The sequence below is a fragment of the Streptomyces sp. NPDC087420 genome (assembly GCF_044744165.1).
Taxonomy (GTDB): domain Bacteria; phylum Actinomycetota; class Actinomycetes; order Streptomycetales; family Streptomycetaceae; genus Streptomyces.
The window spans coordinates 313,072-331,569 of sequence record NZ_JBIUXU010000003.1 but is presented as its reverse complement, the minus strand read 5'-3'; the positions used below and the strand labels follow the sequence as shown (position 1 = coordinate 331,569).

The window sequence follows — 18,498 nt, the reverse complement described above, 5'->3', positions numbered from 1 at the left end:
TCATGGCATATGACGACTGATCTGCGCGAGCTGGCGCCGGCCGACTGGGACCGCTGGTACAAGGTGCTCGAACACGCCTTCGGCGGCATCACCGAGACGTCCCAGGAACGTGTCCTGTGGAGAGATCTCACCGAGTTCGGAGGGCGCTTCATCGGCGTCTGGGACGAGGACGAGTGCGTCGCGACGGCCGGGGCGTTCAGCTTCGGTCTCACGGTTCCGGGCGGGGCGCGCGTGGACGCGGCGGGGGTCACGATGGTGAGCGTGGCGCCGACGTACCGGCGGCGCGGGGTGCTCTCGGCGATGATGCGGCGCCAGCTGGACGACGTACGGGCGTGGGGCGAGCCGCTGGCGGTGCTGACTGCGTCGGAGCCGCCGATCTACGGTCGGTTCGGGTACGGAGCGGCGACGCAGGAGCTGTCCGCGGAGATCGACACGGTACGGGTACGGATCCCGCCGCCCGCCCGCCCCGGGGACGCGGACCGGATCCGGCTGCGGCAGGTCAGGCCGAACGACCCCGCCGTACAGGCCGCGTGTGAGGAGATCTACGCCTCGCAGGTCCCGGTACGGCCCGGGATGATCGCCCGCGCGCCCGGCTGGGAGCGGCTGCCCGTCCTCAACGGCGAACGCGAGCGCGACGGGATGTCGCCGCTCCAGTGCGTGCTGGTGGAGCGGGACGGCGAGGTGGCGGGGTTCACCCTCTACCGCGTGAAACCGGAATGGGACCGCTCGGGCCCGAACGGCACGGTCGAGCTGCGCGAGCTGTACGCGCGTGACGCGGAGGCGTACGGCGAACTGTGGCGTTTCCTCTTCGGCATCGACCTGACCTCGACGGTCCGGGCGCGCAACCGGCCCATGGACGACGCGTTCCAGTACCTGGTCTCGGACGTGAGGCGCTGCGGGCTGCGGGTGCGGGACGCGCTGTACGTACGGCTGGTGGAAGTGGGCGCGGCGCTGGAGGCACGGACGTACCGGACGCCCGTGGACGTGGTGCTGGAGGTCGAGGACACCTTCTGCCCCTGGAACGAGGAGCGTTGGCGGCTGACCGGCGACACGAAGGGCGCGTCCTGTGTCCGCACGGCGGACCAGGCCGATCTGGCCCTTTCGGTACGGGAGCTGGGCGCGGCCTATCTGGGCGGGGTGTCGCTGATCTCGCTGGCGGGCGCGGGCCGCGTGGCCGAACTGCGCCCGGGCGCGCTGGGGGAGGCGGCGGCGGCCTTCGGCTCGGACGTCGCCCCTTGGCTGCCGCACGGCTTCTAGGGCCTGTCCGGCTGGGAAGAAGCGGGATCGCCGCTCTGGCAGCGCGGGCACCAGAACAGATTGCGGGCGGCGAGCGGTGCGGTACGGATCTCCGTACCGCAGAGGAGGCAGGGCAGCGCCGCCCGGCGGTAGACGTAGACCTCGCCGCCGTGGTCGTCCACGCGGGGCGGGCGGCCCATGGCCTCGGGGGTGTGCGCGGGGCGGACGGTGTCGATGCGGTTGTTCCGTACGCCCTCGCGCATCAGCTCCACCAGGTCCGCCCAGATCGTGTCCCATTCGGCGCGGGTGAGGTCCTTGCCGGGGCGGTACGGGTCGATGCCGTGCCGGAAGAGGACCTCGGCACGGTAGACGTTGCCGACCCCGGCGACGACCTTCTGGTCCATGAGGAGGGCGGCGACGGTCGTACGGGAGCGGGAGATCCGGGCCCACGCCTTCTCGCCGTCGTCGCTCGGGCGCAGGGGGTCGGGGCCCAGCCGGTCGTGTATCGCCCGCTTCTCGGGATCGGTGATCAGGGCGCAGGTCGTGGGACCCCGCAGGTCCATGTAGGCCGTGGCGGAGACGAGGCGCAGCCGGACGGTGTCCGTGGGCGGCGGGGCGGGCGCGTACCCGAGGGCGACCTTGCCGAACAGGCCGAGGTGGATGTGGACCCAGCCGGTCCGCCCGAAGCCCAGGAAGAGGTGCTTGCCGTGGGCGTCCACCGCGTCGAGGAGCTGGCCGTCGAGCAGGGCCGCGCTGTCGGAGAACTTGCCCTGCGGGCTGCTGACCCGTACCGGCCGGCCGCCGAAGCGGTCGAGATGGTCCTCGGCGAGGCGGTGGATCGTATGCCCCTCGGGCACGGTGGTCTCCTCGGAAACGCTGTCGGCATGACGGTGCCGCCGGGCGGCCGTTCAGGGGTGCCCGGCGGCACAGGGGTCGTGGGGTGGTTCTGGCCCTGCTGGTCCTGCTAGTCCTGCTGCGGGTGGTGCGGCGGGATCGGCGGCAGGACGTGGGTGCTCTCGTACTCCGCGAGCATCTCGATCCGGCGCGCGTGCCGCTCCTCGCCCGAGTACGGCGTGGTCAGGAAGGTCTCGATGAAGGAGGTCGCCTCCTCCTCCGTGTGCATCCGGCCGCCGACGGAGATGACGTTCGCGTTGTTGTGCTCACGTCCCAGCGCCGCCGTCTGCTCGCTCCAGGCGAGAACGGCCCGTACGCCCTTGACCTTGTTGGCCGCGATCTGCTCGCCGTTGCCGGAGCCGCCGATCACGATGCCGAGGCTGTCCGGGTCGGCCGCCGTACCCTCCGCGGCGCGCAGGCAGAACGGCGGGTAGTCGTCCTGGGCGTCGAAGACGTGGGGACCGCAGTCGACGGGGTCGTGGCCCTGGGCCTTGAGCCACTGGACGAGGTGGTTCTTGAGTTCAAAGCCGGCATGGTCGGAACCGAGGTACACGCGCATGCTCCGAGTGTGGCATGTGTGTCGCTGGGTGACCGTCATCGGGGGCCGGGACGGTACGTGTCAGCCCCGGCGGCCGGCCAGCTTCCACGCGGCGGGCAGCGCGCCCATCGCCAGCGCGGCCTTGAGCGCGTCGCCCAGCAGGAACGGCACCAGGCCGGCCGAGACGGCGGCGCTCAGCGGCATGTCCGCCGACACGGCGAGGTACGGGACGCCGACCGCGTAGATGATCGCGGAGCCCAGGACCATCGTCCCGGCCGTCCGGACGACGGACCGGTCGCCGCCGCGGCGGGCCAGCGCGCCCACGACCGTCGCGGCGAGCAGCATCCCGAGGACGTAACCGAGCGTCGGGAAGCTCACGCCGGAGGCCCCTTCGGAGAACCACGGGACCCCGGCCATGCCGAGCAGCGCGTACAGCGCCAGGGAGAGGAAGCCGCGGCGGGCGCCGAGGGAGACGCCGATGAGCAGCGCGGCGAACGTCTGTCCCGTGACCGGCACCGGTGAGCCGGGGACCGGCACGGAGAGCTGGGCCGCGACGCCGGTCAGGACGGCGCCGCCGACCACCAGGGCGAGGTCACGCGCGCGGGTGCGGTGGGCCGGGAGGAGATCGGCGAGGACCACTCCGGTACGGGGGGCGGCGGCAGCGGTGCTCATGGGGACTCCGGCGGTCGTGAGGGGGTGCGCCGGGCAGGCCGTGGCGTGTACCGGGCAGGGGGACGGTCCGACCGTAACCCGGCCGTCCCGGCCCGATCACCGTCGGACGCCCACAAAGAGGAGGTCAGCGGCTTGTCGGGGGTGTCACAAGGGACCTGCCCGCATCCGAGCCCTCTTGCTGTTAGCGTGCACCTGCATAAGATGTGCAATAAGAGTTTCGGAGGGCTTGGACATGGCCGTTTACACACTTCCCGAACTTCCGTACGACTACGCGGCGCTCGAACCGGTCATCAACCCGCAGATCGTCGAACTGCACCACGACAAGCACCACGCGGCCTACGTCAAGGGCGCCAACGACACGCTCGAACAGCTCGCGGAGGCGCGGGACAAGGAGTCGTGGGGGGCCATCAACGGCCTGGAGAAGAGCCTGGCGTTCCACCTCTCCGGCCACATCCTGCACTCGATCTACTGGCACAACATGACCGGTGACGGCGGCGGCGAGCCGCTCGCGGCCGACGGTGTCGGGGAGCTGGCCGACGCGATCGCCGCGTCCTTCGGTTCCTTCGCGGGCTTCAAGGCCCAGCTGACCAAGGCGGCGGCGACCACGCAGGGGTCGGGGTGGGGCGTCCTCGCGTACGAGCCCGTCAGCGGACGGCTCATCGTGGAACAGATCTACGACCACCAGGGCAACGTCGGCCAGGGCTCGGTCCCGATCCTGGTCTTCGACGCCTGGGAGCACGCCTTCTACCTCCAGTACAAGAACCAGAAGGTGGACTTCGTCGAGGCGATGTGGCGGGTCGTCAACTGGCAGGACGTGGCGAAGCGCTACACGGCCGCCCGGAAGAACGCCAACAACCTCCTGATCGCCCCCTGACGGGGGACCTCCCCCGAGGGAGGTCGCACACGTCCTGCTCGTGATCGTCTTCTCAGCCTTCACGGCGGGCGGAAAGAAGGAGGCCCTCCGCGAGGACGTGACTCGCGGGGGGCCTTCGTCGTCGTGCGGGGCGGAACGGCACTTCCCCGTACGAGCGGGGATCTACTCGAAGCTCGGCGCCGCGGTCCTGGTGCGCTTGATCTCGTAGAAGCCCGGGATCGACGCGACCAGCAGCGTGCCGTCCCAGAGCTTCCCCGCGTCCTCGCCCCGGGGGGCGGGGGTGATGACCGGGCCGAAGAAGCCGATCTGCTCGCCGTCCGCGCCGGGGACGGCGATGACCGGGGTGCCGACCTCCTGGCCCACCTTGTCTATGCCCTCCTTGTGCGACGCGCGCAGCTCCTTGTCGTACGTGTCGGAGTCGGCGTACTCCAGCAGGTCGGCCGGCAGGCCGACGTCGTCCAGGGCCGAGGCGATCGCCTCACGCGTGGGGCCCTCGCCCCCGTTGTGGACGCGGGTGCCGAGCGCGGTGTAGAGCTTGCCGACCACCTCGTCGCCGTGCTTCTGCTGGGCGGCGATCACCACACGGACCGGCCCCCACGCCGTGGTCCGCATCATCTCCCGGTACTGCTCGGGCATCTCGTCGAGCTTGTCCTCGTTCAGGACGGCGAGGCTCATCACGTGCCACCGGATGTCGATGTCCCTGACCTTCTCCACCTCAAGGACCCAGCGGGAGGTGATCCATGCCCAGGGGCACAGCGGGTCGAACCAGAAATCGACGGGAGTCTTCTCGGACATGTCTCTCCTCTGAAACGGGCGTCCCGGGTACCCGCGGGCGCCCCACGGACCTCGACGCTGCAACGTCCCGGCCGGACGGCGGAATTCCCGGCTGACCGATCACAGCGGCACATGCGAGGATCGTCACTGTTTCGAACGACCCCCGCACGACCACGCACCACCCGCGAAACCCCACGAACGAGTCACGAAGGAGTGCCCGTGCCCGGTGAGAACCTGTCCCGCGACGAGGCCCGTGTACGGGCCGGCCTGCTGTCCGTAGACGGGTACGAGGTGGACCTCGACCTGCGCTCGGCGGTGGGTGAGGCGCCGGACGGCTCCGGGCCCCGTACCTTCCGCTCGGTGACGACCGTCCGCTTCCGCTCCTCGGAGCCGGGCGCGGCGGCCTTCGCCGATCTGATCGCCCCGAGTGTGACCGCCGTCACCCTCAACGGCCGCGCCCTGGACCCCGCCACCGTCTTCGACGGCTCACGGGTCACGCTGGAGGATCTCCGCGCGGAGAACGTGCTGGTGGTCGACGCGCAGTGCGCGTACAGCCGGTCCGGCGAGGGCATGCACCGCTTCGTGGACCCGGAGGACGGCGAGGTCTACCTCTACACGCAGTACGAGCCGGCCGACGCCCGCCGCGTCTTCACCAATTTCGAGCAGCCCGACCTCAAGGCGCCGTACCGCTTCCAGGTGACCGCGCCCGAGGGCTGGCGGGTCTGGAGCAACGGCGAAGGGACCCAGGGCGACGACGGGGTGTGGCGCTTCGCGGAGACGAAGCCGATCGCGACGTACATCACGGCGATCCTCGCGGGCCCTTACCACCACGTCACCGACTCCTACCGCCGTACGTTCGACGACGGCACGGTCCTGGAGATCCCGCTCGGCGCGATGTGCCGCAAGGGGCTCGCCCGGCACTTCGACGCGGACGACGTCTTCCTGCTGACCAAGCAGGGCCTGGACTTCTTCCACGACCGCTTCGACTACCCGTACCCCTTCGGGAAGTACGACCAGGCGTTTGTGCCCGAGTACAACCTGGGCGCGATGGAGAACCCGGGGCTGGTGACCTTCCGCGAGGAGTACATCTTCCGCGGCAAGGTGACGCAGGCGTCGTACGAGCACCGGGCGAACGTCATCCTGCACGAGATGGCCCACATGTGGTTCGGCGACCTCGTCACCATGACCTGGTGGGACGACCTGTGGCTCAAGGAGTCCTTCGCCGAGTTCATGGGCACCTTCGCGCTGGCCGGGGCGACCCGCTTCCAGGACGGCTGGATCACCTTCGCCAACAACCGCAAGTCCTGGGCCTACCGCGCGGACCAGCTGCCGTCCACCCACCCGATCACGGCCGACATCCGTGACCTGGAGGACGCCAAGCTGAACTTCGACGGGATCACGTACGCCAAGGGCGCGTCCGTCCTCAAGCAGCTGGTCGCGTACGTGGGGCAGGACGCGTTCCTGGAGGGCGCCCGGCGCTACTTCAAGCGGCACGCGTACGGGAACACCAGCCTCGGCGACCTGCTCGCCGTGCTGGAGGAGACGTCCGGGCGGGACATGGCCCGCTGGTCGCGGTCCTGGCTGGAGACGGCCGGGGTCAACTCCCTGACCCCGGAGGCCGTCTACGACGCGGACGGCCGGATCACCGAGCTGGCCGTGCTCCAGGAGGCCCACCCGTCCCACCCCGAACTGCGCCCGCACCGGGTGGCGGTCGGTCTCTACCGGCGCACGGCCGACGGGGATCTCGTACGGTACGCGCGCGGCGAGACGGACCTCGCGGGGCCCCGGACGGTCATCACGGAGCTGACGGGCGCGGAGAAGCCCGATCTGATCCTGGTCAACGACGAGGACCTGACGTACTGCAAGATCCGCTTCGACGCCGCCTCGCTGGACACCCTGCGCACCCATCTCGGCGCTCTCACCGACCCGCTGGCGCGTGCGCTGTGCTGGTCCGCGCTGTGGAGCCTCACCCGTGACGCGCTCATGCCGGCGCGGGACTTCGTCGGACTGGTGCTCACCCACGCGGGGCGCGAGACGGACATCGGGGTGCTCCAGATGCTGCACGCGTGGGCGCGGGGCGCGCTCACCCTCTACGCGGTCCCCGAGTGGCGCGAGGAGGGCGGGCGGCTGCTGGCCGAGGGCGCGCTGCGGGAGCTGCGGACGGCCGAGCCCGGTGGTCAGCACCAGCTGACGTGGGCCCGCTTCTTCGCCGCGGTCGCCACGACGGACGCGGACTTCCAGCTGCTTCAGGGGCTGTTGGACGGGACGGCCAAGATCGACGGGCTCGATGTCGACCAGGAGCTGCGGTGGGCCTTCCTGGAGCCGTTGACCGCGCACGGCCGCGCGGACGAGGCCGCCGTCGCGGCGGAACTGGCCCACGACGACACGGCGTCGGGCAAGCGCCACGAGGTGCGCTGCCTGGCGGCCCGGCCGTCGGCGGCGGTGAAGGCGCAGGCGTGGGTGCGGCTGGTCGAGTCGGACACGCTGTCGAACGCGCTGGTCGAGGCGACGATCGCCGGGTTCGCCCGGTCGGACCAGCGGGAGCTGCTGGCTCCGTACTCGGAGAAGTACTTCGAGGTGATCGAACGGGTGTGGGCGGAGCGTTCGATCCAGATCGCCATGCATGTGGTGCGCGGGCTGTTCCCGGCGGCGCAGGGCGACCGTTCGACCCTGGAGGCGGCCGAGGCGTGGCTCGCCTCGCACGAGGAGGTGGCCCCGGCGCTGCGCAGGCTGGTGCTGGAGGCGACGGACGACCTGGCGCGGTCGCTGCGGGGGCAGGCGTGCGACGCGGCCGCCGCGGGGCGGTGAGGGGCGGTGACGGGCGAGCCTTACGGCGTTCGAATGCTGAGCGGTACGTGATCGGCAGTCGAAGGCCCGTACTTTAGGGCGAGCTTGTCCGGTTTTGTCGACGAACGTGTAACAACGGGTTAGAAGGCGGTCACAGGAGGGGCAGACCCCGGGACATGAACAACAACACCCCGGTTACCCCCCGCCCCCTCAGTCACCTCGGCAACGACGTGCAGCGCCGCGTGTTCTCGGCCGCGCAGCTGCGCGAGCACGGAGTCGCGGCCGCGCGCGCCGCCGCGCAGTGCCGCCCCGGTGGCCCCTGGCAGCAACTGCTGCCGGGGGTCTACCTGTTGCACCCGGGGCCGCCGACGAGCGAGGAGCGGCTGCACGCGGTGCTGCTGTACGCGGGACGCCCGGGCCCCGAGGCGGCGAAGGGCGTTCCGGCGCAGCCGGGCTCCTCCCCCGGCGGTCGCCCGCCGTCCCCGTCCCGGCCTGCGTCCCCGTACGGCGGGGTGATGGTCACCGGTCTCGCCGCGCTCGCCCTCCACGGGTTCGGGTCCACCCCGGGCCTGCGGGCCCTCGACCTGATCGACGTGCTGGTGCCCCGTACCCGCCGGCTGCGGTCCACGGCGTTCGCCCGGCTGATCCGCGCCCACGCCCTGCCCCGGCCCGAGATGGTGACCGGGGTGCCGGTGGCGCCGGTGGCGCGCGCGGTGGCCGACGCGGTCGCGGAGCTGTCGGACGCGGCTGTCGTACGGGCGCTGCTCACCGAGGCCGTGCGGGGCGGGCACTGCGAACCGGCCTCTGTCGTACGGGAGTTGAGCCAGGCGCGGCTGCTGGCCCGGCCGCATGTGGTCGACGCGGTGGACGCGCTGCTCGCCGAGGGGCGGCCGGTGGCCGAGGGGCGGTTGTACGAGATGGTGCGGACGTACGCGCTGCCCGAGCCGGTCTGGAACGTCGACCTGCGGCTGCCGGGCGGACCGCACCTGGGCGGGGTGGACGCGTACTGGCCGGAGCAGGCGGTGGCCGTGGAGCTGGACACCCGGGCGCCCCGGCAGGGCGGGCCGGGCGGGCCGCAGGAGGACGACACGATCTGGTCGGAGTACGCCCGCAGGCGGGAGCACCTGGAGCGGGTGGGCGTCACCGTCGTGCATCTGACGCCGAGAAAGCTGCGGGAGTCCCTGGAGCAGCAGGCGATGGTGGTCGGTACGGCGCTGACGGCGGCGGATGAGAGGGATCCGGCCGCGTATGTGGTGGTCCTGCCGAGGTGAGACGCGGCAGCACACAAGAAGAGGGGACGGACGCGGTCGCCCGTCCCCTCCTCGGGCCGTTCGCGGAACTCGGCTCAGCCGCAGAACTCCGCCTCCACGACCCGCGCCGGGTCACCGGTCCAGTCGGCATTGAAGTTGAGGGAGAGCGAGTGGGTGCCGTCGGCGGTGGTGAAGGCGCCCGAGGAGGAGCCGTGGATCCCGCCGGTGTGGCCCCAGACGACCGTGCCGCAGGACAACCGGGTCCTCTCCAGGCCGAGTCCGTAGCCGGCGGCCTCCCCGTCCTCCCCGCCGCCGAGCGCGACGGTGGTCTTCATCTCCTTGAGCTGGGCCGGGGGCAGCAGCCGGCCCTTGAGCAGCGCGCTGTAGAAGCGGTTGAGGTCGGCGGCGTCGGAGATCAGGCTCCCGGCCGCTCCCGCCATCGTCGCGTTGAGTTCGGTGACGTCGTGGACCGTCTGCGCGGGGTCGTCGGCGAGGACGGCGTACGCGCGGCCCGACGGCCGCGGCAGCCGGGGGTCCGTACCCGGCAGGCGGGTGCTCCTCAGGTGCAGGGGCCGCAGGATACGGCGCTCGATCTCGGTGGCGTACGGGCGTCCCGTCACCTTCTCCACGACCAGGCCGGCGAGCACGTAGTTGGTGTTGGAGTAGTTCCAGTCCGTGCCGGGGGCGAAGTCCGGCGCGTGCGCCATGGCGATCGCGACGAGTTCGCCCGGCTGCCAGGTCCGGTAGCGGTTCTTGAGGAAGTCGGTGGTGAAGACCTTCTGCTGGAAGCCGGGGTCGGCGGTGTAGCTGTAGATGCCGCTGGTGTGGTTGAGGAGCTGACGGAGGGTCACCCGGCGTCCGTCGTGGCCGTTGCCGCTGACCACGCCGGGCAGCCAGTGGTCGACGGTGTCGTCCAGGTCGAGCCGTCCCTCGGCCTCCAGTTGGAGCAGGACGGTCGACACGAAGGTCTTGGTGACGGAGCCGACGCGGAAGCGGTCCCGCGCCCCGCGCTCGCGGCCGGTGGCCGTGTCCCCCACCCCCGCGGTGCCGGACCAGGTGCCGGTACGGCTGTTCACCTGGGCGAGGACGCCGGGCACCCCGTCCGCGACGGCGGCGTCGAGGGCCCGCTGGGTGGCGGAGTGCCGCGCTCCCGCGTCCTTCACGGCGGACCCCGCCCCGCCGGAACCGGAACCCGCCACCGGCGGACTCGCCACGGCGGGACCGGCCGGCGCGGTGAACGCGAGGGCCGCCGCCGCCAGCACTCCGGTCCAGGCGAGACGGGCGCGGTGCGTGGCGCGTCGCGGGGCGCGCCGCCCGGTGCGGTGAGAGGGGGCCGTACGTGCCGACATGGGGGAACTCCTCCGTGCGTGAGGTGCGGTCGGCGGACAGGACCGCCGCGGGGCGCGGGGAGTTGCCCGGCGCGGCGGGGTTGATCGCGTTTCGGTCGTTCGCAAGCGGCGGCCGCAGAATACGGGAGGGCCGCCCCCGGCCGCGTACTACGCGCGTCACTGTGTCCGCAGAGCGGACGGAATCGCTCCGTCGTGCCGCCGAACGACCGCGCGGGCCGGGCACGTTCGCCGGTTTGGGGCGGTTCCTCCTCCGTGGCGGGTGACCCGCGTTGGCGGGTGTACGCCATGACCGAATCCCGCCGCCGGCAACACTCCACAAACCCCTGTTATGTACGAAAAGCTGAGCGGTCACCGGTACCGAAATCCGGATCTTCTCTTTCCACACCACAGGGATGCTGATGACCTCCGAATCCGCAGGCTCCATATCCGGGCCGAGACGCGTGGCCAGGATCGCGGCAGCCGCCGGCCTCGTGGCCGCGCTGATCGCCACGGGCGCCGCCCCCGCGTTCTCCGAGACGGGCACCGACGACCCGGGCGCCACCGCCGCAGTGAAGTCCGACCGGTCGTCCGACAAGCTCGGCGCCGTGGACGCCCAACTGCTCTCCCAGGCCGAGGCCGAGGGCGCGAAGACCGTCACGCTGATGGTCGCCACCGCCCCCGGTGCGACCGAGCAGGTGGCGGGCCAGCTGAACGACGTCGCCGGTGCGACCGTCGGCAAGACGTACGACAAGCTCGGTTACGTACGCGCCACGCTCCCGACCGCCAAGGCGGACGCGGCGATCAAGGCGGCCTCGAAGCTCTCCTCCGTCCACGGCATCGATCTCAAGCAGGAGATCCAGCTGGACGACCCGACGCCGGCGGCCGACACGGTCGCGCACGCGAAGGGCTCGAAGGGCTCCGCCGTCCAGAAGTACCCGGCGCCGAGCAGCAGGACCCCGGCGAAGAACCCGTACAACCCGTCCTTCGAGACCGGTGCGGTCGACTTCGTCAAGCAGCACCCGAAGGCCGACGGCCGCGGTGTCACCATCGGCATCCTGGACTCGGGCGTCGACCTGGGCCACCCGGCCCTCCAGAAGACCACCACGGGCGAGCGCAAGATCGTCGACTGGGTGACCGCGACGGACCCGGTGTCCGACGGCGACGGCACCTGGCTGCGGATGAACGGCGCCGTCAGCGGTCCCACGTTCACGGCGTCGGGCCGGACCTGGACGGCGCCGGCCGGCGCCTACAAGTTCCTCCCCTTCGCCGAGCGGGTCACGGTCGGCGGCGACATGGCCGGTGACCTCAACCGCGACGGCGACACGACCGACGTCTGGGGCGTGCTCTACGACCCGGCGAACGGCACCGTGCGGGTCGACCTGGACAACGACGGCAACTTCACGAACGACACCGCGCTGAAGCCGTACAAGGACGGCTTCCAGATCGGCTACTTCGGTACGGACAACCCGGCGACCCCGATCGTCGAGCGCATCCCGTTTGTCGTCGAGATCCGCAAGGACGTCGTCTACAACGGGTCCGGCGCCACGTCGGACTACGTCAACATCGGCGTCATCCAGGGCGAGCACGGCACGCACGTCGCCGGCATCACCGCCGCCAACGGCCTGTTCGGCGGCAAGATGAACGGCGCCGCCCCCGGCGCCAAGCTGGTCTCCTCCCGCGCCTGCACCTGGAGCGGCGGCTGCACCAACATCGCGCTGACCGAGGGCATGATCGACCTCGTCGCCAACCGTGGCGTCGACATCGTGAACATGTCCATCGGCGGCCTGCCGGCGCTCAACGACGCCAACAACGCGCGCGCCCAGCTCTACACGCAGCTCATCGACGTGTACGGCGTCCAGCTGGTCATCTCGGCCGGCAACGACGGCCCCGGCACCAACACCATCAGCGACCCCGCCGTGGCGGACAAGGTCATCTCCGTCGGCGCCTCCATCTCCAAGGAGACCTGGGCCGCCAACTACGGCTCCGGTGTGACGACGAAGTACGGCCTGCTGCCGTTCTCGGCCCGCGGCCCGCGTGAGGACGGCGGCTTCACGCCGACCATCACCGCGCCCGGCGCGGCGATCAACAGCACCCAGACCTGGTACCCCGGCGGCCCGGTCGCCGAGGCGGGCTACACCCTGCCGCCCGGCTACTCGATGCTCCAGGGCACCTCGATGGCGTCCCCGCAGGCCACCGGCGCGAGCGCGCTGCTGATCTCGGCCGCCAAGCAGAAGCACCGCACGCTCACGCCCGCCGACCTGCGGACGGCGCTCACCAGCAGCGCCGACAAGATCCCCGGTCTCCAGGCGCACGAGCAGGGCGCGGGTCTCATCGACGTCGTCGGGGCGTGGAAGGAGATCGAGCGCGGCGCCACCGCGCACGAGTACACGGTGAAGGCCCCGGTCGACACCGCGATCGACTTCGCGCTGGAGACCCCGGGCTTCGGTACGGGTCTGTACGACCGCGAGGGCGGCCTCCAGGCCGGCAAGAGCCGGACGTACGACGTCACCATCACCCGGACCACCGGCCCCAAGGGCGCGGTGGAGCACCGGCTGGACTGGAAGAACAACGACGGCACGTTCCGGCTGCTCGGCAGTGACAAGGTCAAGCTGCCGCTGAACCAGCCGGTCACCGTCACCGTCCAGGCCAGGCCCTCCTCGGCCGGCGTGCACAGCGCCATCCTGGAGGCGGACGACCGTCGTACGGAGGGTGTGGACAAGCAGATCCTCGCCACCGTGGTCGTCTCCAAGGAGCTGGCGAAGCCGTCGTACGCCTTCAAGGCGTCCGGTTCGGTGCAGCGCAACAGCTCGAAGTCGTACTTCCTGACGGTGCCCGAGGGTGCGAAGGCCCTGGAGGTGGCGCTCGGCGGACTCGCCAAGGACAGCCAGACCAGGTTCATCTCGATCCACCCGTACGGTCTGCCGGTCGAGGACAGCTCGACGATCTTCTGCTACCCGAACTACGAGAACCCCTCCAACACCTGCCGTCCGGACCTGCGTTCGTACGCGGACCCGACCCCCGGCGTGTGGGAGATCGAGGTCGAGGCGCGTCGTACCTCGCCGCTGCTCGACAACAAGTACACGCTGGACGTGTCGGTGCTCGGCGCGACCTTCGACCCGGCGGTGACCACGCTGCCCGAGGCGAAGATCGGCACACCGACCCCGGTCCAGTGGACGGTCAAGAACAACTTCGCCGCCATCGACGGCAAGCTGGCGGGTGGCTCGCTGGGCTCGGCGAAGATCGAGCGGCCGACGGTCGCGGACCAGCAGAAGCTCGTCTCCACGATCGTCGTCGGTGAGGGCGTCGAGCGCCTGGACGTCGCCATCGGCAACACCTCGGACATCTCCGCCGACCTCGACCTCACGGTTTCCAAGGGCACCGTGGTCGTCGGGCAGTCGGCGGACGGCGACTCCGAGGAGTCCGTCAGCCTCGTCAACCCCGCCGCCGGTACGTACACGGTGACGGTGGACGGCTACTCGGTCCCGGCCGGTACCACGGAGTTCGACTACCGCGACGTCTACTACTCGCCGTCGCTGGGCTCCATCAAGGTGGACGACACCAAGACGGTCAAGCTCGCCAACGGCGCGTCGGCGCAGGTCACGGCCGATGTCGTGGTGAACAGCGCGGCTCCCGAGGGACGTCAGTTCTTCGGCGACGTGCAGCTGCTGAACGCACGCGGCACGGCCGCGGGCACCGGCAGCGTCCAGATCACGAAGACCACCGGCTGAACCAGGCCGGTGTGAGACACCTGTGATGCCCCGGTCCCCCGCCGAGGGGGGCCGGGGCATCACGCTCTCCGGAGGGGCACTCACCTGTCGGCGGCGGGCACTCCCGTCACTTGGACGCCCTGATACCGCCGATGTTGACGTCCGCGCACGTCCGCTCGATGAACTCGCCGACCGCGTAACTGGACCGGCGGGCCGCCTCCTCGCGCTCCGGCTCCGGGTGCTCGTACCACGCGAGCAGCCGGTCGAAGTCGTCGGAAACGCCGCCGGGCAGGTCGTCGTTGAGTGTCTCGATGACGTGCGTGCGGTCGTGCGGGGTCAGTTCCTCACTCCGCTGGAGGTCGAGGGACGCGGCCGTACGGCAGAACGCCTCCGCCTTCGCCGGGTTGTCGAACCCGCTCGGCTCCGCGTCCCCGAACACCAGAAATCCCGTGGTTCCCAGCACGATCGCCGCCGCGCCCAGCCCGACGGCGAGAAGACTCTTCTTCATGATCAGGTGCCCGCTTTGATCGCGTTGAGGTCGTGCTGGTCGTAGTGGGTCGGCCAGATCTCCACCCTCATGCAGGAGTTGTTGTCCGAGTCGTTCGACCCCTTGCGGTGTCCCAGGTCGGCGGTGTGCCCGAACTCGTGGCAGCCGAGGCTGCGCCACTGTGAGGCGGTCTTGGACTGGTACGTGTTGAACCGGACGCGGATGATGTCGCACGACGTCCACAGCGCGTTCCAGTTGGTGCAGTCCGTACGGCCGTGCCACCCGCTGTCGCCGTAGTTGCTGTCGTAGACCTCGATGTCGCCGCCGCCCCACGACGTCGTGATGACGCTGCGTTCGAGTTCGGCCTTGCCCTGGTTCATGGCGTTGGTGCCGTTGGTCGTCAGGCTGAAACCCTTGACGGCCTGGTTCCTGTTGTCCGGGTCGGTCCCGTTGTCGTCGTGGTCGGCGTAGGCCGTGGCGGGGATCGCCAGGGCGAGTGCGGCCGCGGCGGCGAGGACGGCGGTCAGCCGGGGAGCGTGGCTCAGCATGCGGTTCCCTTTCGGTCGGGATGGGCGGAGGACGGGACGGTGTGCGACACGGGCGGGCGGGTCATCCGCCGGCACCGGGTTCCGAACCGTCGTCGACCGAGTCGTCGGGGAACGGCTCGTCGGCCCCGTCCTCGGGCGCGGGCGCGCTCTGGGAGGGACTGGGGACGACCGGCGGCTCATCGACGGTCTGGAGCTGGTCCTTGTTCTCCGGCTGGAGCAGGAAGCGGATCCTCTGTTCCAGGTCGAAGGCGTCCTGCCAGCCGATGTCGGCGGTCAGCTCCGATTCGGGATCGGCCGACAGGACGAGGGACCCGTCGGCGGCCTCCAGGGCCCGCCCCTGCGTGTTCATGAGCCGGAACCGGTTGGGGACGTCGTCGCTCCTCTTCAGGAAGTAGAAGCCCTTGTCCCCCACCTTGCTCCAGGCCACGTTCTCCACCTGGTAGCCGGCTCCCGTCTCGTCCCATCCCCATTCTTCGAGGACGATCGTGGCCGGCAGGGTGATCTTCCCGAACTTGACGTCGACCCGGAGCGTCACGTCACGCGCCTGCTCGACACCGCCCTCCTCGACGCTGCCGACGCTGCGGCCCGGCTGGATGTCCGTGACCGTCGCCTTGATCACGTACCGCGACGACCCGACCAGCTGCTCGACGTTCTTGAAGACGAGGGTCTCCCGTCCGTGCACGATGCGCTCGGCCTGCGTGTCGCGCTGCCGGGTCGGCTCGCCACCTCCGCCGGCCCAGGCGGTGCCCCCGATGACGGCGGTCGCGACCGCCACGGCCACCGCGATTTTCCACTTCGCTCCCGATGCACTCGCTTTCACCATGTTTTCCCCCACTTCATCTCGCCTTCACGATGTACTCATGTCGTGAAGATCACGCGAGGATAGTAGGGGGTCCCTGACCTGCACGAAAGGATCAATGGCCCCTACAACAAGGTCAGTTGGCGGGGCACTCCTGCCCCTGAGCCGCCGGGAGGGTCCGCTGGACCCACTGGCGCCCCCAGTCCAGCGCGTCGCGCGCGGGCGCGGACTCGCCGTCGTCGTAGGCGGGGTCGCCGGCCCGGTAGGTCTGCGGCCCCTCCCCCGGGATCCCGGAGACGACGACCAGCATCCGCGCACCGGTCCTGTAGTACTCCCGGACCTCCGCGCCCTCGGCGGTGAAGACCAGTCGTGGCTTCCCCGCCGCCGGCCGGTAGGAGCGCTCGACGTCGAGCACGATCCTGAACCTCTCCTCCCCGCCGAGGGACTCGACCCGGGCGACCGTCCCCTCGGCGACCGCGGTGGAACAGGCGAGGAGGGCCTCATCGGTCAGCCTGGCCTCGGAGCCACTGTCCCCGGCGCCCCCGGCGCCCGACGCGAGATACGCCGCGCCCGTGCCCAGGAGCACGGCGGCGACGGACGCCGCGAGGGCGAACAGCGCTCTCCGCCGTAGCCGCCGCCCGCGCCCCGCCGGATCCGGGGCGGCCGGGGCCGCCCCGGCCAGCCCGTCGCCGATCCGGTGGAGCTGCTCCCGTACCAGGGCCATGTCCCGTTCCGCCGCCGCGCGCCCCTCCCCGTCCCCGTCGCCGTCCCCGTCCGCGCTCCCGGGTGGTGCGGACTCCCCCAGCAGAACCGCCATCAGGTGCTCGTCCCTCTCCACCCTCACACCACCTCTTCCAGTTGAAGTCGTTCCCGCATCAGCTTCGCCGCCGCGAACAGCCGGCTCTTGACCGTCCCGACCGGGATCCCCAGCTCCTCGGCGATCTGCGGCACCGAGAGATCCACGTAGTAGCGCAGGACGAGCGCCTGCCGCTGTGCCTCGGGCAGCCCGTCGAGCGTCTCGGCGACGGCCATGGCCAGCAGTCCGCCCTCCGGTCCGCCCTGTATTCCCGAGTCCGGCGCGCTCAACAGGGTGAGCCGCGTGCTCACCCGCTCCTGCCGGTGTTTCGTACGGTGCCAGTCCGCCGCGAGGTTCGAAGCGACCACGGCGGCCCACGCGCCGACATCACGGGGTGGCTCCTCACCGCGTGCCCGGCGTTCGAGCAGCCGCAGCCGTACCTGCTGCAAGCCGTCCTGCAGATCTTCCTGAGGGACCCCGCCGAGCGCGAGCACGGCACGCACCCGGCGGGCCTGCACCTCGTCCAGCGGATCCACTGCCGCACCCGGGGATCTCCTGATCCGCACCGATGCTCTCCCCTCCGTCGCACTCCCCAGCAATTCGCGCTGCTCCTTAGACGCCGGAGCCGTACGAAACGTTCGGCCCCGGTGCCACGACCGCGCCCGTCCCGTCCCTCGGACAAGTGACTGGACAAGACGGGCGGGCTGACCCGCATCATGGAGCGGCACCCATGCCGCGCGTACATACGGAGGAGACCCCGTGAAGGTCGGAATCGTCGGAGCCACCGGTCAGGTCGGCACAGTCATGCTCAGGATCCTGGCCGAGCGGAGCTTCCCGGTCACCGAGCTGCGGCTCTTCGCCTCCGCCCGGTCCGCGGGGTCCACCCTGGACTGGCAGGGGAAGCCGGTCACGGTCGAGGACTCCGGTACGGCCGACTGGTCCGGGCTGGACATCGTGATCTTCTCCGCCGGGGGGTCGACCTCGAAGGCGCTGGCCGAGAAGGTCGCCGCGCAGGGTGCCGTAGTGATCGACAACTCGTCCGCGTGGCGGCGTGACCCCCAGGTCCCGCTGGTCGTCTCCGAGGTCAACCCGCACGCGATCAAGGACCGCCCCAAGGGCATCATCGCCAACCCGAACTGCACCACGATGGCCGCCATGCCCGTGCTGCGCCCGCTGCACCAGGAGGCGGGGCTGGCGGCGCTCGTCGCCACCACCTACCAGGCGGTCTCCGGCTCGGGCCTCGCCGGGGTCGCGGAGCTGCACGGCCAGGCGAAGCAGGTCGTCGCCGACGCGGACAAGCTCACGCACGACGGCGGGGCGGTCGAGTTCCCCGCGCCGGCCGTCTACCAGCGCCCCATCGCCTTCAACGTGGTGCCGCTCGCGGGCAGCCTCGTGGACGACGGCTCCTTCGAGACGGACGAGGAGCAGAAGCTCCGCAACGAGTCCCGCAAGATCCTGGAGATCCCGGAGCTGAAGGTCTCCGGGACCTGCGTACGGGTGCCGGTCTTCTCCGGGCACTCGCTCCAGGTGAACGTACGGTTCGACCGCCCGATCAGCGTGGAGCGGGCGTACGAACTGCTCAAGGACGCGCCCGGCGTCGAGCTGTCCGAGATCCCGACGCCGCTCCAGGCGGCCGGGAAGGACGCGTCGTTCGTGGGGCGGATCCGGGTGGACGAGACGGTGGAGAACGGTCTCGCGCTCTTCGTCTCCAACGACAACCTGCGCAAGGGCGCGGCGCTGAACGCGGTCCAGATCGCGGAGCTGGTGGCGGCGGAGCTGGCGGGCTGAGCCGGACGCGTGTGAGGGCC

General features: G+C 71.0%; 16 protein-coding genes. 6 read left to right on the top strand and 10 right to left on the bottom strand.

Annotated elements, in window-relative coordinates; all coding sequences use genetic code 11:
• The first annotated feature begins 9 nt into the window (after positions 1–9).
• On the top strand, positions 10–1,257 hold the full coding sequence (locus ACIO1C_RS07565) for a GNAT family N-acetyltransferase (protein WP_401859614.1): 1,248 nt from the start codon (positions 10–12) through the stop codon (positions 1,255–1,257).
• On the opposite strand, the gene ACIO1C_RS07560 is transcribed toward ACIO1C_RS07565, so the two are convergent.
• From ACIO1C_RS07560 to ACIO1C_RS07550, 3 genes are all read right to left on the bottom strand, one after another.
• Positions 1,254–2,093, bottom strand: coding sequence for an Fpg/Nei family DNA glycosylase (locus tag ACIO1C_RS07560; protein WP_401859612.1), 840 nt, complete (start codon positions 2,091–2,093; stop codon positions 1,254–1,256). The two genes, ACIO1C_RS07565 and ACIO1C_RS07560, sit on opposite strands and share 4 nt — an antisense overlap.
• A 107-nt stretch (positions 2,094–2,200) precedes the next feature.
• Complete coding sequence (locus ACIO1C_RS07555; RefSeq protein ID WP_401859610.1) at positions 2,201–2,689, bottom strand: ribose-5-phosphate isomerase; 489 nt, start codon at positions 2,687–2,689, stop codon at positions 2,201–2,203.
• A 60-nt stretch (positions 2,690–2,749) separates the two neighbouring features.
• On the bottom strand, positions 2,750–3,340 hold the full coding sequence (locus ACIO1C_RS07550) for a biotin transporter BioY (RefSeq protein WP_401859608.1): 591 nt from the start codon (positions 3,338–3,340) through the stop codon (positions 2,750–2,752).
• 232 nt (positions 3,341–3,572) lie between these two features.
• Here ACIO1C_RS07550 and ACIO1C_RS07545 point away from each other — a divergent pair, with 232 nt between their 5' ends.
• Positions 3,573–4,214 (top strand): superoxide dismutase, encoded by a 642-nt coding sequence (locus ACIO1C_RS07545; RefSeq protein ID WP_401859606.1) that lies wholly within the window; start codon positions 3,573–3,575, stop codon positions 4,212–4,214.
• Positions 4,215–4,376: 162 nt separating this feature from the next.
• Here ACIO1C_RS07545 and ACIO1C_RS07540 read toward each other — a convergent pair whose 3' ends face one another.
• Entirely contained in the window at positions 4,377–5,009 is a 633-nt protein-coding gene (locus ACIO1C_RS07540) for a DsbA family protein (protein ID WP_401859604.1), read from the bottom strand.
• Between the two features lie 198 nt (positions 5,010–5,207).
• Between ACIO1C_RS07540 and pepN the strand changes: the two genes are divergently transcribed.
• Both pepN and ACIO1C_RS07530 read left to right on the top strand, forming a co-directional pair.
• Positions 5,208–7,796, top strand: coding sequence for an aminopeptidase N (gene pepN / locus ACIO1C_RS07535; protein ID WP_401859603.1), 2,589 nt, complete (start codon positions 5,208–5,210; stop codon positions 7,794–7,796).
• Between the two features lie 155 nt (positions 7,797–7,951).
• Complete coding sequence (locus ACIO1C_RS07530; RefSeq protein ID WP_401859601.1) at positions 7,952–9,046, top strand: hypothetical protein; 1,095 nt, start codon at positions 7,952–7,954, stop codon at positions 9,044–9,046.
• Positions 9,047–9,120: 74 nt separating this feature from the next.
• Here the strand turns inward: ACIO1C_RS07530 and ACIO1C_RS07525 are convergent, their stop codons facing one another.
• Positions 9,121–10,374: a serine hydrolase domain-containing protein gene (locus ACIO1C_RS07525; RefSeq protein WP_401859599.1), complete on the bottom strand. Its 1,254-nt coding sequence runs from the start codon at positions 10,372–10,374 to the stop codon at positions 9,121–9,123.
• Positions 10,375–10,766: 392 nt separating this feature from the next.
• Between ACIO1C_RS07525 and ACIO1C_RS07520 the strand changes: the two genes are divergently transcribed.
• Entirely contained in the window at positions 10,767–14,081 is a 3,315-nt protein-coding gene (locus tag ACIO1C_RS07520; RefSeq protein ID WP_401859597.1) for a S8 family serine peptidase, read from the top strand.
• Positions 14,082–14,187: 106 nt separating this feature from the next.
• On the opposite strand, the gene ACIO1C_RS07515 is transcribed toward ACIO1C_RS07520, so the two are convergent.
• From ACIO1C_RS07515 to ACIO1C_RS07495, 5 genes are all read right to left on the bottom strand, one after another.
• Positions 14,188–14,568 (bottom strand): hypothetical protein, encoded by a 381-nt coding sequence (locus ACIO1C_RS07515; protein WP_401859595.1) that lies wholly within the window; start codon positions 14,566–14,568, stop codon positions 14,188–14,190.
• A gap of 2 nt (positions 14,569–14,570) precedes the next feature.
• On the bottom strand, positions 14,571–15,095 hold the full coding sequence (locus ACIO1C_RS07510; RefSeq protein ID WP_401859593.1) for a hypothetical protein: 525 nt from the start codon (positions 15,093–15,095) through the stop codon (positions 14,571–14,573).
• Positions 15,096–15,156: 61 nt separating this feature from the next.
• Positions 15,157–15,918 (bottom strand): hypothetical protein, encoded by a 762-nt coding sequence (locus ACIO1C_RS07505; protein ID WP_401859592.1) that lies wholly within the window; start codon positions 15,916–15,918, stop codon positions 15,157–15,159.
• Between the two features lie 112 nt (positions 15,919–16,030).
• Positions 16,031–16,732: a hypothetical protein gene (locus ACIO1C_RS07500; RefSeq protein WP_401859590.1), complete on the bottom strand. Its 702-nt coding sequence runs from the start codon at positions 16,730–16,732 to the stop codon at positions 16,031–16,033.
• A 2-nt stretch (positions 16,733–16,734) separates the two neighbouring features.
• Positions 16,735–17,256, bottom strand: coding sequence for an RNA polymerase sigma factor (locus ACIO1C_RS07495; protein ID WP_401859588.1), 522 nt, complete (start codon positions 17,254–17,256; stop codon positions 16,735–16,737).
• A 193-nt stretch (positions 17,257–17,449) separates the two neighbouring features.
• Here ACIO1C_RS07495 and ACIO1C_RS07490 point away from each other — a divergent pair, with 193 nt between their 5' ends.
• Complete coding sequence (locus ACIO1C_RS07490; RefSeq protein ID WP_401859587.1) at positions 17,450–18,478, top strand: aspartate-semialdehyde dehydrogenase; 1,029 nt, start codon at positions 17,450–17,452, stop codon at positions 18,476–18,478.
• Positions 18,479–18,498: the final 20 nt, after the last annotated feature.

Coding starts and splice junctions, on each gene's coding strand:
- ACIO1C_RS07505 (WP_401859592.1), bottom strand. CDS start 15,918: ATGGTGAAAGCGAGTGCATCGGGAGCGAAGTGGAAAATCGCGGTGGCC.
- ACIO1C_RS07540 (WP_401859604.1), bottom strand. CDS start 5,009: ATGTCCGAGAAGACTCCCGTCGATTTCTGGTTCGACCCGCTGTGCCCC.
- ACIO1C_RS07510 (WP_401859593.1), bottom strand. CDS start 15,095: ATGCTGAGCCACGCTCCCCGGCTGACCGCCGTCCTCGCCGCCGCGGCC.
- ACIO1C_RS07525 (WP_401859599.1), bottom strand. CDS start 10,374: ATGTCGGCACGTACGGCCCCCTCTCACCGCACCGGGCGGCGCGCCCCG.
- ACIO1C_RS07550 (WP_401859608.1), bottom strand. CDS start 3,340: ATGAGCACCGCTGCCGCCGCCCCCCGTACCGGAGTGGTCCTCGCCGAT.
- ACIO1C_RS07515 (WP_401859595.1), bottom strand. CDS start 14,568: ATGAAGAAGAGTCTTCTCGCCGTCGGGCTGGGCGCGGCGGCGATCGTG.
- ACIO1C_RS07565 (WP_401859614.1), top strand. CDS start 10: ATGACGACTGATCTGCGCGAGCTGGCGCCGGCCGACTGGGACCGCTGG.
- ACIO1C_RS07555 (WP_401859610.1), bottom strand. CDS start 2,689: ATGCGCGTGTACCTCGGTTCCGACCATGCCGGCTTTGAACTCAAGAAC.
- ACIO1C_RS07545 (WP_401859606.1), top strand. CDS start 3,573: ATGGCCGTTTACACACTTCCCGAACTTCCGTACGACTACGCGGCGCTC.
- ACIO1C_RS07530 (WP_401859601.1), top strand. CDS start 7,952: ATGAACAACAACACCCCGGTTACCCCCCGCCCCCTCAGTCACCTCGGC.
- ACIO1C_RS07520 (WP_401859597.1), top strand. CDS start 10,767: ATGCTGATGACCTCCGAATCCGCAGGCTCCATATCCGGGCCGAGACGC.